The sequence below is a fragment of the Streptomyces sp. NPDC043870 genome (assembly GCF_056435785.1).
Window position 1 is genome coordinate 81,033 of record NZ_JBWKDT010000020.1, and the last position, 16,486, is coordinate 97,518.

The window sequence follows — 16,486 nt, forward strand, 5'->3', positions numbered from 1 at the left end:
ACGTCCGCACGGACACGTGACACTGCACGTCTGCACGGACACGTGACATTGCAGGTCTGCACGGACACGTGACATTGCACGGACATGCGGCACCGCACGCTCACCCGTCCAGCAGCGCGCCCATCCACTCCTCGATGGCGTCCGGCGTACGCGGCAGCGCACCCGACATCAACCGCGCGCCGTCCGCCGTGACGACCAGGTCGTCCTCGATCCGTACGCCGATACCGCGCAGCTCCGCGGGGAGCGTCTCGTCGTCGGGCTGGAGGTAGAGGCCCGGCTCGACGGTCAGGACCTGGCCCTCCTCCAGCACACCGTCGAGGTACGTCTCGGCGCGGGCCTTCGCGCAGTCGTGCACGTCGAGGCCGAGCATATGACCGCTGCTGCACAGGGTGTAGCGGCGGTGGAGGTCGCCCTCGGCGTTCTTGAGGACCCCCCAGTCGGCCAGCCCCTCGGCGATCACCCGCATGCCGGCCCGGTGGAAGTCCCGGAAGCTCGCGCCGGGCCTGAGCGCCGCCATCCCCGCCTCCTGGGCGGCGAGCACGAGTTCGTACACCTGGCGCTGCACAGGGGAGAAGCGGCCGGAGAGCGGCAGGGTGCGGGTGATGTCGGCGGTGTAGAGGGTGTCGGTCTCCACGCCGGCGTCGAGCAGCAGCAGCTCCGACGGGTCGAGCCGGCCGTCGTTGCGTATCCAGTGCAGTACGCAGGCGTGCGCGCCGGATGCGGCGATCGTCTCGTAGCCGGTGCCGTTGCCCTCCAGCCGGGCGCGCAGCCCGAAGACGCCCTCGACGCAGCGCTCGCCGCGCGGGTGGGCGAGGGCGCGCGGGAGAGCGCGTACGACGTCCTCGAAGCCGGCGGTGGTGTGGTCGACGGCGAGCTGCAGCTGTTCGACCTCCCAGGAGTCCTTCACCAGGCGCAGTTCGGACAGGGCCGTGGCCAGCTCGGGATCGGACGCCGCATTGCGGCCCGGCGGCAACCGGTCGAGGTCGTCGAGGTGTGCGCAGCGGATGCCGGTCAGCTGCTCCGCCTCGGCAACATCGGGACGGCGGCCCACCCAGAACTCGCCGTAGCGACGGTCCCGGTAGAACTCGTCGTCACCGCCGCTGCCACGGGCCGACCTCGGCCGCAGATAGAGCACGGGCTCATGGCTGACCGGCCCCGACGGCTCCAGGACGAGCACATGGCCCGGCTGGTCCTCGCCGGTCAGCCCCGTCAGCCAGGCATAGGCGCTGTGCGGCCGAAAGCGGTGGTCGCAGTCGTTCGAGCGGACCTTCAACTCCCCGGCGGGGACGAGCAGTCGCTCACCGGGGAAGCGCGCCGACAGACGGGCGCGGCGGGCCGGAGTGACGGCGTGAGCAGGGACGCGGGCATCGGCGGGCAGGGGAGAAGCCGCCCAGCCGCTGCCCATGAACGCGGCCAACTCCGCCGAGACGGGGAGGTCATGACTTCCGGTGTTGAGGCGCGGCAGGGTGCCGGACATCGCGACTCCTTGGTGACGGATATGCGTTGAGGGCTTGTGGCAGTGCAATTTCACATTACTATGTTACGGGTCACATCGCGCCGGCCGATACGGCCAAAAAAAGGCCAATCCCCATATGCGCCACGGCGCTTCGCGATGACCGCACCGCTGCCACACCCCAGCCACCTCCCACACACAGGAGCCTTCGGTGTCCCAGCCCAGATCCGTGCTGTCCAGATCCGCGCGTACACCCCTGCTCGCCGCAGCCGTCGCCGTCACCCTCCTCGCCCCGCTCGGGCAGACCGCCGGGGCGTCCGGTACGCAAGCGACGACACCCGCCTCCTCCACCGTCCCCGCCGCCTTCGCCGCCCGTCCGGGCCAGGCCGCCGCCGCGGCCACGGGTGCTCCGCACGCCGAGAACCCCTTCGACGAGGTCGAGCGCCTCGCCAAGGCCCCCAAGCCGACCGCCGGACCGGCCCCGGCCCCCGGCGAGTTGGCCGAAGGCCGTACCCCCGGCCGGCAGGGCACCGGGAAGAGCAATGCCGCCCGCGGTGCCGCTCTTCGCGCCGCCGGAGTCCCCTGCACCCTCGACGGCATCGCCCGCCTCGGCCCGGAGCAGCTCGCCGACTTCCTCGCCGACCCGGCCGTCACCGCCGACGGCTGTCTCAGCGGCCTCATATGGACCTGGGACGCCCGGCTCGCGCCGGTCATGTCGGACCACCACGTCCAGGCCGTCGGCCGGCGGATCTCCTCGCTCGCCGCCCGCCACGACGGCCGCAACAGCACCCACCTGCTGGAGATGTTCACCTATCTCCACGCCGTCGCCTACCACGACTTCTCACGCCCCGAGATCGACATCACCGACGTTCCGACCACCGAAGTGCTGCGCCGGGCCATCAACGACTTCGGCGCCGCCGCCCGCACCTTCGACGTCACCCGCACCAACGCCGAGACCCTGCGTGAGGCGCTCTACACCGCCAGCGCGCCCGGCCTGCGGCACAGCCAGCTCAGGCTCATCCAGAAGGTCCTGGCCACGATGGACAGGTACCACCCGGGCCAGTACGACAACGCCTCCTGGGGCGGCGCGGCCCTGGCCGCCCTCTCCGTCAACTACCTCGGCATCTATCCCGGCAACCGCGACACCGCGTTCCACAACGTGGTCACGCAGAACGCCTCGTACCGCGCCGCCTTCAGGGCGTTCGCCGGCCACACCCACCTCAAGGGCACCGTCAACGAATGGGTCGTGCGCGACGCGCTCAGCGAGTACGGCCGCTTCGGCCAGATCGACGCCCTCAAGGCGCAGACCGTGCCCGACCTCGGCGCCCTGCTGCCCGTCACGCGCACCAACTTCGGCAACGGCAGCCGCCCCTGGGCCTCACTCGTCTCCTGGCTGAACTTCTACGAGGCCTGCAAGCCGTACGCGGTCTGCAAGGACGACATCGAGCGGCAGATCTTCCCCCACACGTACACCTACGACAACGGCGCCATCAAGGTCCGCACCGGACTCGACCGCGCCACCGTCGACCAGCTCTACTACGCCAGCAAGCAGGTCAAGGCGCAGTTCCACCGGGTACTCGGCGCCGAGCAGCCACTCGCCGGCGACACCAACACCTCACTGAACATCGTGCTGTACGCCTCCCGCGCCGACTACGAGGTCTACCACCCGATCCTCACCGGCATGGGCACCGAGAACGGCGGCATCTACATCGAGCGCGGCGCCACCTTCTACACCTATCAGCGACGCGTCCCGCAGGACTCCTCGCTCACCCTCGAAGAACTCTTCCGGCACGAGTACGTCCACTACCTCAACGGCCGCTGGGCGGTGCCCGGTTACTTCGGCGAAGGTCCCTGGTACACCGGCGACCGCACCACCGCGATGGACGAGGGCACCGCGGAGTTCTTCGACGGCTCCACCCGCGACGACGGCATCGCCGTCCGCAAGTCCCTGGTCAAGGGGATCATCAGGGACACCGCGGGCGGCGGCCCGCGGATGACCGTGAACCAGCTGCTGCACGCCACCTACGACGGGGACGGCTTCCGCTTCTACAACTACGCGGGCACGTTCTTCGAGTTCCTGTGGACGCAGCGGCCCTCCCTGCTCCGCGAGATGTACGGCTATCTGCGGGCCGACGACCCGGCGGGTTTCGACGCCTGGCGCAGCCGGCTCGGCGGCGATGCGGCGCTGCAGCGCGCCTACGACACGTTCCTCGACGCGCAGATCGCCAAGGCCGACGAGCTGTTCGTGCCCAACACGACGTACACACCCAACGGGCAGCTCAGGGACGCCTCGCTGGACGCCGTCCGCTCGTCCTTCTCCTCCGCGACGCACTCCGACCCGGCCTGCGCGGAGGGCGGCGAACCGGGCAAGCGGCGCTTCACCTGCACGGGCAGGATCACCGCGAACCTCTCCGACGCGGGCAGCCCGGACCTCGTCTTCAAGGACATGTCAGAGACGGTCGACTACTTCATCCTCGACCGGGCCGGCGCCGCGTCCAACAACCTCGCCGACATGAACTGCTCCTTCGGGCCGGTCGAGATCTGGACCAACGGCCGGGCCGGCACGTCGTCCTACAGCTGTGAGGGACCGCTGCGCAGCTGATCGTGGTTTCCGGCGATTCCCTTCCCCGGAGACATGGCAATGTGACATATTACTGCCGTGCCCAACAGACACCCCCTGGATGCCGTCATCGTCGGCGCCGGCGTTGTCGGAGCGGCTTGCGCCTACTACGCGAGCCGGGCCGGACTCGCCGTCGCGGTCGTCGACCGCGGCTCCGTCGCCGGCGGCACCACAGGTGCCGGGGAAGGCAATCTGCTCGTCTCCGACAAGGAGGCGGGGCCCGAGCTCGATCTCGCGCTGCTGTCCACCCGACTCTGGCGCGAACTCGCCCAAGCGCTCCCACCGGAGACCGAGTACGAGCCCAAGGGCGGTCTCGTCGTGGCGCCCGACGAGACCGCCCTCACCGCACTGCGCGACTTCGCCGAACGGCAGCGGAAAGCGGGCGTCGAGGCGCACGACATCCCCGCCGACCGGCTCCACGACCTCGAACCCCACCTCGCGCACGGCCTCGCCGGCGGCTTCCACTACCCACAGGACGCCCAGGTCCAGCCCGCCCAGGCGGCCGCCCAGCTACTGCGGGCAGCACAAACGTCGGGCGCCCTCATCAGACTCGGCGAGGAGGTCACCGGCATCCTCACCGCACCGCACGGCGCCGTCCGCGGCATCCGCACCCCCCGCGGCGAACTCCTCGCCCCCGCCGTCGTCAACGCCACCGGCACCTGGGGCGCCGCCCTCGCCCGCCTCGCCGGCACCGAACTGCCCGTCCTCCCGCGCCGCGGCTTCGTCCTGGTCACCGAGCCGCTGCCGCGCGTCGTACGCCACAAGGTGTACGCCGCCGACTACATCGCCGACGTCGCCAGCGGCTCCGCCGCCCTCCAGTCGTCCGCCGTCGTCGAAGGCACACCCTCGGGCCCCGTCCTGATCGGCGCGACCCGCGAACGCGTCGGCTTCGACCGGCGCCTGTCCACCGACGCACTGCGCCGGCTCGCCGGCCAGGCCGCCGCCCTCTTCCCCGCCCTGGCGGACGTACGGGTGATGCGCACCTACCACGGCTTCCGGCCCTACCTTCCCGACCACCTTCCCGCCATCGGGCCCGACCCACGAGTCCCCGGGCTCTTCCACGCCTGCGGCCACGAGGGAGCGGGCATCGGACTCGCCCCGGCCACCGGACTGCTCATCGCCGAAGCGCTGTCCGGTCAGAAGCCGGCCCTGGACCTGCGGCCGTACAGGCCGGAACGCTTCGACACGCCACACCCCGGCGTACCAGGCCCCGACGAGGCAGGAGCAGCGCAGTGACGAGAACACCCGCCTCCCTGGTACGGGCGGAGCCCGGCCCCCCGTACGAGATCACCTTCGACGGACGCCCGGTCAGCGCACTGCCCGGACAGAGCATCGCCGCCGCACTCTGGTCCGCGGGCATCCTCGCCTGGCGCACCACCCGCGACACGGGCGAGCCCCGCGGAGCGTTCTGCGGCATCGGAGCCTGCTACGACTGCCTCGCCACCGTCAACGGCCGCCCCAACCAGCGCGCCTGTATGGTCCCGGCCCGCCCGGGCGACACGATCACCACCCAGAAGGGCACCGGCCATGACGACCTCGCCGTCTGACCCCGCGGCGCCGGCGTGCTCCGAGCTGGCCGTCGTCGGGGCCGGCCCAGCCGGGCTCGCGGCCGCCGTCACCGCCGCGGACCTCGGGCTGTATGTGACATTGCTCGACGCGGGGGAGCAGCCCGGCGGGCAGTACTACCGGCATCCCGCACCCGGCCTCCGGGCCACCCGCCCCGAAGCCCTGCACCACCGCTGGCGGTCCTTCACCGACCGGGTACGCAGGCTCCGCGCCCACCAGGCGACGGGCCGCATCCGGCACCTGCCCGGGCACCACGTCTGGACGGTCCTGCCGCAGGAGGCGCCCGACGCCGGTAAACCGGACGCGACGCCCGGCTTCCGCCTGCACGCCGTCGCGGGAGCCGACGAGCACGCGGTCACCGTCCGGGCCCGCGCGGTGCTCCTGGCCACCGGAGCATACGAGCGCCAACTGCCCTTCCCCGGCTGGACCCTGCCCGGAGTCGTCGGTGCCGGCGGTGCGCAGGCCATGCTCAAGTCCGGTCTCGTGCTCCCCGGCAGCCGGGTCGTCGTCGCGGGCAGCGGCCCCCTGCTGCTCGCCGTCGCCGGATCGCTCGCATCCGCCGGGGCCACGGTGCCCGCAGTCGTCGAAGCCGCCGCCTACACGGCGTACGCGCGTCAACTCCAGGCCCTCGTGAGCAACCCCGGCAAGCTCACCGAGGGCGCCGTGCACGGCGGCACGCTGCTCAGGCACGGCGTACGACTGCTCACCCGGCACGCGGTCACCGCAGCCCACGGCACGAGCCGCGTCGAGGCCGTGACCGTCGCCAGGCTCGACCGGGACTGGCGGCCCGTACCCGGCAGCGGGCGGCGCATCCCGTGCGACGCGCTCGCCGTCGGCCACGGACTCGTCCCGCAGCTGGAACTCGCCACCGGCCTCGGCTGCGCCACCCGCCGGTCGCCCGACGACACCCTCGCCCTCGACCTCGACGGCGAACAGCGCACGTCCGTGCCCGGTGTCTGGTCGGCGGGGGAGACCGGGGGTATCGGTGGGGCCGAACTCGCCCTGGCGGAAGGCGAACTGGCCGCGGCGTCCATCGCGCACACCCTCCTGGGCGCTCCGCCGCCCCGGCGCCGCACGGGGATACTGGCTGCCCGCCGCGACCGGCTGCGCGTCTTCGCCGACGCGATGGCGGCCGCCCACCGCCCGGGACCGGGCTGGACCGACTGGCTCGACGACTCCACTCCCGTGTGCCGTTGCGAGGAGGTACCGGCCGGGCGGATCCGGGAGGCCGTCGGCGAGCTCGGCGCGCACGACGCCCGCACCGTCAAGCTGCTGACCCGCGCCGGAATGGGCTGGTGCCAGGGGCGGATGTGCGGGCCCGCCGTGGCATGCCTGGCCGGCGAGGAGCCCGCCCCGGACCGGCGGCCCCTGTCCTGCCCGGTGCCGCTGAACCACCTCGCCCACCTGCCGGCCCCGGTGCACGGCCCGGCCGGACCGCCCGATGCGGCCGGACCGCACGGCCCGGCCGCATAGCCGCCGGATCGCCGGCCCCCCGAGCAGTCACCGACGATCCGTCAGGCGCCCGCTCCCGCGGCAAGGTCTGCCCTTGTCGCGGCCGCACACCGGCTAGTAAAATGTCACACCGCACTCTAGGAGTCCCTATGGCACCCGCACCCCGCACTCACCCATGGCACGGCATCATGGTCGCCACCGCCCTGCCGCTGCGTGACGACCTCTCCATCGACTACGACGCCTACGCCGGCCATGTCGCCTGGCTCATCGAGAACGGCTGCGACGGCGTCGTCCCCAATGGTTCCCTCGGCGAGTACCAGACCCTCACCGACGAAGAGCGCGCCCGCGTCGTCCGTACCGCCGTCGAGGCCGCGGGGGACGGGGAGCGGGTGATGCCCGGCGTCGCGGCCTACGGCAGCGCCGAAGCCCGCCGCTGGGCCGACCAGGCCGCCGAGGCCGGTGCCGGATCCGTCCTCCTCCTGCCGCCCAACGCCTACCGGGCCGACGACGACACCGTCGCCGCCCACTACGCCGAGGTCGCACGCGCCGGCCTGCCGGTCGTCGCCTACAACAACCCCTACGACACCAAGGTCGACCTCACCCCCGCCCTGCTCGCCCGCCTCCACGGCGAGCACAGCATCGTCGCCGTCAAGGAGTTCAGCGGCGATGTCCGCCGTGCGTACGAGATCGCCGAACTCGCCCCGGGACTGGACCTGCTGATCGGCGCCGACGACGTCCTGCTCGAACTCGCCGTGGCCGGCGCCGTCGGCTGGATCGCCGGCTACCCCAACGCCCTGCCCGAGTCGTGCGCCACGCTCTACCGGGCCGCGGCAGCCGGCGACCTGGAGACGGCGCTGCCGCTCTACAAGTCCCTGCATCCGCTGCTGCGCTGGGACTCGAAGACCGAGTTCGTCCAGGCCATCAAGCTGTCCATGGACCTGGCCGGCCGCCCCGGCGGCCCGACCCGCCCGCCGCGCTCCCCGCTGACCGCGGCCCAGGAGGCAACCGTGCGCGCCGCTACCGAGAAGGCACTCGCCGACGGCCACAAGTAAGGGCACGCGCAACGCAACGGTCATAAGCAGCGGCCAAAGGCAACGGCCACAAGCAGCGGACCACACATCACGAGCCACCAGTGGACCGAGGGCACCAAGTACACAGCAGCGAGAAGGGGAACCATGCGTACCCGCCACGTCTACCACGCCGTCGACTCGCACACCGAAGGCATGCCGACCCGAGTCATCACCGGCGGCGTCGGAGTGATTCCCGGGGCCACCATGGCCGAACGCCGGCTGCACTTCATCGAGCACCTCGACCACATCCGGACCCTGCTGATGTACGAGCCGCGCGGCCACTCCGCCATGAGCGGGGCGATCCTTCAACCGTCCACCCGGCCGGACGCCGACTACGGCGTGCTGTACATCGAGGTGTCCGGGCTGCTGCCGATGTGCGGCCACGGCACGATCGGCGTCGCCACCGTGCTCGTCGAGACCGGCATGGTGCCCGTCACCGAACCCGTGACGAAGGTCCGGCTCGACACCCCGGCCGGGCTGGTGAGCGTGGACGTCCGGGTCGACGACGGTCAGGCCACGTCCGTCACGCTCACCAACGTCCCGTCCTTCTGCCTCGCGCTGGACCGCAAGGCCGAGGTACCCGGACATGGCACGGTCACCTATGACATGGCATACGGCGGCAACTTCTACGCCATCGTCTCCCTGGACGCCCTCGGCCTGCCTTTCGACCGCGCCCGCAAGGACGACCTGCTCACCGCCGGACTCGCCGTCATGGACGCAGTCAACGCCACCGACCTGCCCGTCCACCCCGAGAACCCCGGCATCCGCGGCTGCAAGCACGTCTACCTCACAGCCCCCGGCTCCGACGCCGTACGCTCCCGGCACGCCATGGCCATCCACCCGGGCTGGTTCGACCGCTCCCCGTGCGGCACGGGCACCAGCGCCCGGATGGCCCAGCTCCACGCCCGTGGGGAACTCCCCATCGGCAGGGACTTCGTCAACGAGTCCTTCATCGGTACGGAGTTCACCGGCCGGCTCACCGAGGAGACCACGGTCGGCGGACTGCCCGCCGTCGTCCCCACCGTCACCGGCCGCGCCTGGATCACCGGGACCGCGCAGTACTTCCTGGACCCGTCCGACCCGTTCCCCGGAGGCTTCCTCCTATGACTGCCCCGACTCCCCGGACTCCCCCGACTCCGCCGGCCGCGCAGTCCCCGGCGTCCCCGCCGGGCCTGCCGACACCGCAGGCTCCGCCGGCCGTGCCGGCACCGCCCGCCGCCGACACCCGTATCCGCACCGTCGACTACCACACCGCCGGTGAGCCCTTCCGTATCGTCACCGACGGGCTGCCCGCCGTCCCCGGCGACACCGTGGCCGAGCGCTGCGCCAACGCCATCGGCGCGGGAGGCTCCGCCACCGCACCCCGCCCCGGCCCGCTCGACGACGTCCGGCGGCTCCTCGTCCAGGAACCGCGCGGACACGCCGGCATGTACGGCGGGTTCGTCGTACCGCCCGACGACGACGGTGCCCACCTCGGTGTCCTGTTCTGGCACAAGGACGGCTACTCCACCGCATGCGGCCACGGCACGCTCGCGCTCGGAGCGTGGGCCGTGGACAGCGGCCGCGTCGCCGCGCCCGACGACGGCTCCGTTCAGCTGCGCATCGATGTGCCCTCGGGACGGGTCGCGGCCACGGTCCACCGTGAGCGCGGCCGCACCACCGCCGTCACCTTCCGCAATGTCCCGGCCCGCGTGACCGCCCGCAAGATCCCGGTCGCCACCACCTTCGGCACCGCCGACGTCGATGTCGTACACGCCGGGGCCTGCTACGCATCCGTGCCCGCCGCGCAGCTCGGTCTCGACGTGGACCGCGTCTCACTGCCGCAACTCGTGCGCGCGGGGCGGGAGATCCGTGCCGCCCTGGCCGGGCACCCCGCCACCTGGCATCCCGAGAGCCCGCTGCTGTCCGGCGTCTACGGTGTGATCCTGCACGAGGAACTGCCCGACACCGCCACCGGCCCCGCCCAGGCCAATGTGACCGTCTTCGCCGACGGCCAGATCGACCGCTCGCCGTGCGGGTCCGGAACCTCCGCACGCCTCGCCCTGCTCGCCGAGGACGGCAGGCTGGGCCCCGGCGACACCCTGCACCACGAGTCGGTCGTCGGGACGGTCTTCACCGGCCGCGTCGTCTCCCGTACGGAGGAGGGCATCGTCACGGACGTCACCGGCACCGCGCACCGCACCGGCGAGCACACCTTCGTACGCGACCCGCACGACACCCTGGCGACAGGCTTTCTGCTGTGAACGCACACCCGAAGGACCTGCTCCACCTGGACGCGGACGACATCGCCCGGCTGCTGACGCCGACCGCCGCGGCCGACGCCGTGGCGGCCGTACTCAGGGCCGGACTCGACCCGGAGACCTGCCCGCCGCGCACCGGCACCAGTGTTCCGGCGGGCCAGTTGCTGCTGATGCCCGCCGCGGCCGGAGCGTACGCCGGAGTCAAGATCGCCGGTGTCGCCCCGGACAACCCCCGGCGCGGACTGCCCCGGATCACCGGCAGCTATCTGCTCCTCGACGGCGAGACCCTGGTCCCGCTCGCACTGCTGGACGGGCCGGCGCTGACCGCCCTGCGCACCCCGGCCGTCTCCGCCGTCGCACTGCGGCAGCTGGCGGCGCGCGATGCCCGGCATCTGGTGCTCTTCGGCGCCGGGCCGCAGGCCTACGGCCATCTGCAGGCGGTTCTCGCGGAACGGGCGTTGACCCGCGTGACGGTCGTCGCGCCCCGTCGCGAACCGGCCGAGGCACTCGCCGCCCACGCCCGCACGCACGGCCTCGACGCCCGCACCGGCAGCCCCCAGGACGTGGCCGGCGCCGATCTCGTCGTCTGCTGCACCACGGCACGCGAGCCGCTGTTCGACGGGCGACTGGTCCCCGAGCACGCCACCGTGATCGCGGTCGGCTCGCACGAACCGGACGCGCGTGAGACCGACACCGCGCTCGTCCGCCGCTCCGCCGTGTACGTCGAGTCGCGGGCGGCGGCGCTGCGCGAGGCAGGAGACCTGCTCGTCCCGGAGGCGGAGGGCGCCATCGGGCCGGGACACCTCGCGGGTACGCTCGCCGAATTGGTCACCGGGCAGATCGCCCCGACCGCGGGTTGTCCACAACTCTTCAAGAGTGTGGGCATGGCCTGGGAGGATCTCGCTGTGGCGGCGGCTGTCCACAGGGCGGCGACAGGGGAGCCGGGCAGCGCAACGTGACATTGTACGCTGGCCTCCGGCGGATTCACGGAGGAAGTGCCATGGGTGACCTGAAGCAGATCAACCTGATCACGGCCCAGGAGCGGCTGCGCGACCAGGTCGCCCACGCGCTGCGCGCCGCCCTGGTCGCCGGCGAACTGCGCCCCGGCAACGTCTACTCCGCGCCCGGCCTCGCGGCCGACTTCGGGATCTCGGCCACTCCGGTGCGCGAGGCGATGCTCGACCTCGCCCGCGAAGGTCTCGTCGAGCCGGTCCGTAACAAAGGCTTCCGGGTCACCGAGGTCAGCGAGCGCGACCTCGACCAGTACACCGAACTCCGCGCGCTGATCGAGGTGCCGACCATCGGCCGGGTCACACAGATCGCGACGGCGGAGCAGCTGGAGGAGCTCCGGCCGGTCGCCGAGGAGATCGTGGCGCACGCCAGGGACCACAATCTGATCGGCTATCTGGACGCCGACCGCCGTTTCCACCTCGGCCTGCTCGGGCTGGCCGGCAACGACCGGCTGGTCGAGACGGTCGGGGACCTGCGCAAGCGCTCCCGGCTCTACGGCCTCACCAAGCTCGACGAGCGGGGCCAGCTGATCTCGTCCGCGGAGGAGCACCACGAGCTGCTCGACCTGATGGTGGCCGGCGACGAGTCGGGCGCCGAGGCGTGCATGGCCCGCCATCTCGGCCATGTCCGCTCTCTGTGGGCGCAGGCCAGGGACGAGCCGGTGGAGCCGCGGCCGAAGCGCACGCTCGGCAGCCGCTGAGGGCGCCACCCGCGCCACCGCGCCACGGCGCCAACGGCCGACCGGTCCTGCCCATGCACAGCGTTGCCGTGCGGCCGTGTTGCCGTGCGGCCGAGAGGTCCGTCGGCCGTCGCCGCCGCGCAGCGTCCCCGCGCCCTGCCGCCCTGCCGCCCTGTCACCCTGCCGCCCTGTGACCCTGCCGAATCGACGTCCCGGCGGACCCCCGTCTCATAACATCGTTATGACACGAGGAGGCTCCATGCCCGAGATCGAACTCTCCGCCGGGACCATCGCGTACGAGGACACCGGCGGCCCTGGTCCAGTCGTCGTCCTCCTTCACGGACTGGTCCACGACGCGAGCGTGTGGCGCAAGGTCATCGCCGAACTGGCCCCCGGCCATCGCTGCATCGCCCCGACCCTCCCGTACGGCTCGCACCGCATCCCCATGCGTCCGGACGTACCGCTCGGCCCGGACGCCGTAAACGAGCTCATCGTGGAATTCCTGGAGCGGCTCGACCTCCGCGACGTCACCCTGGTCGAGAACGACTGCGGCCGCGCCCAGACCGTCGCCGCGCGCCACCCGGAGCGGCTCGCCCGCCTCGTCCTCGTCTCCTGCGAGGCCTTCGACAACTACCCGCCGGGTGTGCCCGGAAAGATGATCCTGCTGGCCTGCTGCATCCCCGGCGCCGTCGCGGTCCTGGCCCGCACCCTCGCGCTCAAGCCCCTGCGCCGGCTGCCCGTCGGTGTCGGTGCGCTCACCAAGTACCCCGTGCCGGACGAGATCGTCGACGCCTGGCTGCATCCGCTCCTCAGCGACAAGGCGATCCGCGACGACTTCCGCCGCTACGGCCTCGCCGTGCGGATGACCGAACTCCTCGAAGCGGCCGAAGGGCTGCGGAAGTTCGACCGCCCGGCCCTGGTGGTGTGGGCGGTCGAGGACCGGATGATGCCCCGCGACCACGGCCGTCGGCTCGCCGAACTCCTGCCGCTGGGACGGCTCGTGGAGATCGAGGACAGCCGCACCTTGATCGCCGAGGATCAGCCGCAGCGGCTCTCCGCCGTGCTGCGCGACTTCATCGCCGAGCCCCGGCCGGAGCCGGACACCACCGCCTGACCGACCAGACACCACCGTCTGGCCGACCGCACGCCACCGTCTGACCGACCGGACACCACCGTCCGGCCGACCGCACGCCACCGCCTGACCGACCGGACACCACCGTCTGGCCGACCGCACGCCACCGTCTGACCGACCGGACACCACCGTCTGGCCGACCCGACACCACCGTCCGACCGGCGCACACCATCATGCGACCGTCCGCGGACCATCGTCCTGCCGTCCGCAGATCACCACCTGACCGACCGCACGCCACCGTCCGGTCGACTGGTGACGGCTCCCGTACCCGGCTTACCGTTGAACGGTGGACGGAGCCGTCCACCGACCCTTCGGAGCCGTCCGCCGGCCCTCCGGCGGGGGTGCCGCGCCATGACCACGCCCCAGCCGACTCCCGTACCGCGGACCGCCGCCCCTCTGCCGGGCGGCGGTCACGGGATGGCGCTCCTGGTCATCGCCTCGTGCCAGCTGATGGTGGTTCTCGACGCCACCATCGTGAACATCGCGCTGCCGCACATCCAGAGGTCGCTCAACTTCTCGACCACGAGCCTCTCCTGGGTGGTCAGCGCCTACACCCTCACCTTCGGCGGTCTGCTGCTGCTCGGCGGTCGCGCGGGCGACATCCTGGGCCGGCGCCGGGTGTTCGTCTTCGGTGTCCTGCTGTTCGTCGTCGCCTCACTGCTCGGCGGACTGGCCCAGAACTCGGGACAGCTCCTCGCCGCCCGGGCCCTCCAGGGCGCCGGTGGCGCCGTCGCCTCACCGACCGCCCTCGCCCTCATCAGCACGATGTTCAAGGAAGGCCCCGAACGCAACCGGGCGTTCGGCGTCTTCGCGGCCGTGTCCGCGGGCGGCGGCGCGATCGGTCTGCTCGCGGGCGGCGTGCTCGTCGAATGGCTCGACTGGCGCTGGGTGTTCTTCGTCAATGTGCCGATCGGGCTGCTCATCGTCCTCGCCGCCCCGCGCCGGATCAAGGAGTCCGAGCGGCACCCCGGTCACTTCGACCTCACCGGGGCACTGACCTCGACGCTCGGCATGGTCCTGCTGGTCTACGGCTTCATCCGGGCCGCGCAGGACGGCTGGCGCGACGGGCTCACCGTGGCGTCCTTCGCCGCGGCGGCGGTCGTCCTCGCGGTCTTCCTGATCGTGGAATCCCGCTCCGTACAGCCGATCACGCCCCTGCACATGTTCGCCGACCGCAACCGCGCCGGTACGTACGCGATGATGCTCAGCCTCGCCGCCGCGATGTTCGGCCTGTTCTTCTTCCTGACGCTCTTCGTCCAGAACGTCCTGGACTTCAGCCCGGTGCAGGCCGGCCTCGCGTTCCTGCCCGTCAGCGCGGTCATCGCGACCGGCGCGGGCCTGGCGTCCCGGCTCCTGCCCAGGTACGGGCCCAAGCCCTTCATGGTGACCGGAGCGCTGCTGGCCACCGGCGGCCTGTCCTGGCTGACCCTGACCGATGTCCACTCCACTTATCCGGCCAGCATCCTGGGGCCGATGCTCATGTTCGGCCTCGGCATGGGAATGCAGTTCGTCTCGCTCATCCTGATGGCGCTCTCCCACGTCCCGATCCGTGAATCGGGGGCGGCGTCCGGCCTGCTCAACGTCCACCAGCAGGTCGGCGGCTCGCTCGGACTGTCCATCCTGGTCACGGTGTTCGGCGCGGCCGGCGCCGACGAGGCGGCGCGACAGGTGCCGGACTTCCTCGCCCGGGCGACCCCCCTGGAACGCCTGCGGTTCCGGCGTACCGGAGAGCTGCCGCCGCCATGGGCCGACGAGGTGCTCACCGCCGGGGTGTCCACCGCGTTCGTCATGGCCGCGGTCTTCACCGCGATCGCCGCGCTGATCGCCCTCGTCGTCATCCAGGTACGCCCCTCGGACATCGAACGCCTCAAGGGCGGGGCAGCAGGGCGGGAGCGGCGCTGAGCACGGGCAGCACCGGTGTTCAGGCCGCGGGTCGTCGCTGGACTCGACGATGAGCTCGCCCTGAGCGGGCAGCCGGGAATGCCCCGACCAGGCCTTGAGCAGGCCCCGACCAGGCCCTGAACAGGCCCTGAGTAGCCCTCATCCCACCCGCCCGGAGCCCGCTCACGGGCTGTGACCTCGCTGAACGATTGCACCCGGGCTAGCATGAAATGGTTGTTATGCGCCCTTTGTGCTGTCGGCCGACACCCGGCCGCCCGCTCCGCGCCGAATCGACAGGCAGGTGATGGTGTTGTCCGGATCGAGGAAATCCTCTGCCTACAAAGGCACGTCGTCCCAGGCGATCCGTCACCAGTACGACTTCCTGGGCGACTTCTACCGGCTGACCCTGGGCCCCGAACTCGTCTACTCCTACGGAATGTGGGAGCCCGGTGACACGCTCGAATCCGCCCAGCTGCGCAAACTCGACCACCACGCCGAGGCGGCGCGGGCCGTGGGCGCGGGGCGCGTCCTCGACGTCGGCTGTGGCTGGGGCAGTCTCATGCAGCGACTGGTGGAGACGCACCACGTCCAGCACGTGGTGGGGATCACCATGAGTCCGGGTCAAGCCGCGTGGGTACGCGACCAGGGCTGGCCGCACTGCGAGATCCGGGCCGAGAACTGGTACGACCATGAGCCGGACGCGCCCTACGACGCCATCATCGCCATCGAGGCCATCGAGCATTTCGCGGGCAACACCATGTGGCGGGCGAAGCGTGTGGCCCGCTACCGCGAGTTCTTCGAGCGCAGCCATTCCTGGCTGGTACCCGGTGGGCGGATGTCCTTGCAGGCCAACGCGTGGAACGACCGCGGATGGCTCTCGTCCCTGGTGTTGCCGGCCCGGCGGCTGGACCCGCAGAGCAGCACGGACGGCAACGGCAAGGGGGGGCGGCTCGGCCTCAAGGAAGACATCTACGACGGCGCGAAGAACATCCGGGAGGGTCTGCACGCATCACGCAAGGTGTTTCCCGAGTGCTTCCTTCCGAACCGCGCCGAGCTGACCGAGGCGAGCCGCGGACTGTTCAGGGTTCTCGAGCTGCGCAGCAATCCGGAAGACGGCGTACTGACCGTGCAGAGCTGGCTGGAACGGGGCCGGGCCAACCGGGCCCGGGGCGCCGAACTCATCGGCGAAGACGCAGTTTCCGACATCATCAGAGAGCAACGTGCAGCGCTCAAGTTCCTGCGTGAGCGGCGCACCACCGTTCTCCGGATGGTCCTGGAAAGGGTGTGACCACCCGGTGCCGTGGGCGGCACCGGAGCGGATGAGGGCGATGGCTCAGCCCCTCCGGGTCAGGGGCTCGGCATGGTCACGCGGGCTTGGGCGC

At 71.8% G+C, this 16,486-nt stretch carries 13 protein-coding genes; 12 read left to right on the top strand and 1 reads right to left on the bottom strand.

Annotated elements, in window-relative coordinates; genetic code table 11:
• Positions 1-100 precede the first annotated feature (100 nt).
• Positions 101-1,477: an aminopeptidase P family protein gene (locus tag AC0699_RS23520; RefSeq protein WP_478663458.1), complete on the bottom strand. Its 1,377-nt coding sequence runs from the start codon at positions 1,475-1,477 to the stop codon at positions 101-103.
• A 187-nt stretch (positions 1,478-1,664) separates the two neighbouring features.
• On the opposite strand from AC0699_RS23520, the gene AC0699_RS23525 reads away from it, so the two are divergent.
• The 12 genes from AC0699_RS23525 (at position 1,665) to AC0699_RS23580 (ending at position 16,392) form a co-directional block, all read left to right on the top strand.
• Entirely contained in the window at positions 1,665-4,055 is a 2,391-nt protein-coding gene (locus AC0699_RS23525; RefSeq protein ID WP_478663462.1) for a collagenase, read from the top strand.
• 57 nt (positions 4,056-4,112) lie between these two features.
• Complete coding sequence (locus AC0699_RS23530; protein ID WP_478663465.1) at positions 4,113-5,309, top strand: NAD(P)/FAD-dependent oxidoreductase; 1,197 nt, start codon at positions 4,113-4,115, stop codon at positions 5,307-5,309.
• Positions 5,306-5,620: a (2Fe-2S)-binding protein gene (locus AC0699_RS23535; protein ID WP_478663467.1), complete on the top strand. Its 315-nt coding sequence runs from the start codon at positions 5,306-5,308 to the stop codon at positions 5,618-5,620. Before AC0699_RS23530 ends, AC0699_RS23535 begins: the two co-directional genes overlap by 4 nt.
• The gene (locus AC0699_RS23540; RefSeq protein ID WP_478663470.1) at positions 5,601-7,112 is read left to right on the top strand and encodes an FAD/NAD(P)-dependent oxidoreductase; all 1,512 of its coding nucleotides are present in this window, start codon (positions 5,601-5,603) and stop codon (positions 7,110-7,112) included. Before AC0699_RS23535 ends, AC0699_RS23540 begins: the two co-directional genes overlap by 20 nt.
• Positions 7,113-7,240: 128 nt before the next feature.
• On the top strand, positions 7,241-8,143 hold the full coding sequence (locus tag AC0699_RS23545; protein ID WP_478663472.1) for a dihydrodipicolinate synthase family protein: 903 nt from the start codon (positions 7,241-7,243) through the stop codon (positions 8,141-8,143).
• A gap of 123 nt (positions 8,144-8,266) precedes the next feature.
• The gene (locus AC0699_RS23550; RefSeq protein WP_478663475.1) at positions 8,267-9,268 is read left to right on the top strand and encodes a proline racemase family protein; all 1,002 of its coding nucleotides are present in this window, start codon (positions 8,267-8,269) and stop codon (positions 9,266-9,268) included.
• Positions 9,269-9,360: 92 nt separating this feature from the next.
• Positions 9,361-10,404: a proline racemase family protein gene (locus AC0699_RS23555; protein WP_478663478.1), complete on the top strand. Its 1,044-nt coding sequence runs from the start codon at positions 9,361-9,363 to the stop codon at positions 10,402-10,404.
• Positions 10,401-11,360, top strand: coding sequence for an ornithine cyclodeaminase family protein (locus AC0699_RS23560; RefSeq protein ID WP_478663480.1), 960 nt, complete (start codon positions 10,401-10,403; stop codon positions 11,358-11,360). The genes AC0699_RS23555 and AC0699_RS23560 overlap by 4 nt, the downstream gene beginning before the upstream one ends.
• Positions 11,361-11,401: 41 nt before the next feature.
• Entirely contained in the window at positions 11,402-12,112 is a 711-nt protein-coding gene (locus AC0699_RS23565) for a GntR family transcriptional regulator (protein ID WP_478663482.1), read from the top strand.
• 238 nt (positions 12,113-12,350) lie between these two features.
• Complete coding sequence (locus AC0699_RS23570) at positions 12,351-13,205, top strand: alpha/beta fold hydrolase (protein WP_478663483.1); 855 nt, start codon at positions 12,351-12,353, stop codon at positions 13,203-13,205.
• A 369-nt stretch (positions 13,206-13,574) separates the two neighbouring features.
• Complete coding sequence (locus AC0699_RS23575) at positions 13,575-15,125, top strand: MFS transporter (RefSeq protein WP_478663486.1); 1,551 nt, start codon at positions 13,575-13,577, stop codon at positions 15,123-15,125.
• A gap of 283 nt (positions 15,126-15,408) precedes the next feature.
• On the top strand, positions 15,409-16,392 hold the full coding sequence (locus tag AC0699_RS23580; RefSeq protein ID WP_478663553.1) for an SAM-dependent methyltransferase: 984 nt from the start codon (positions 15,409-15,411) through the stop codon (positions 16,390-16,392).
• The last annotated feature ends 94 nt before the right edge of the window (positions 16,393-16,486 follow it).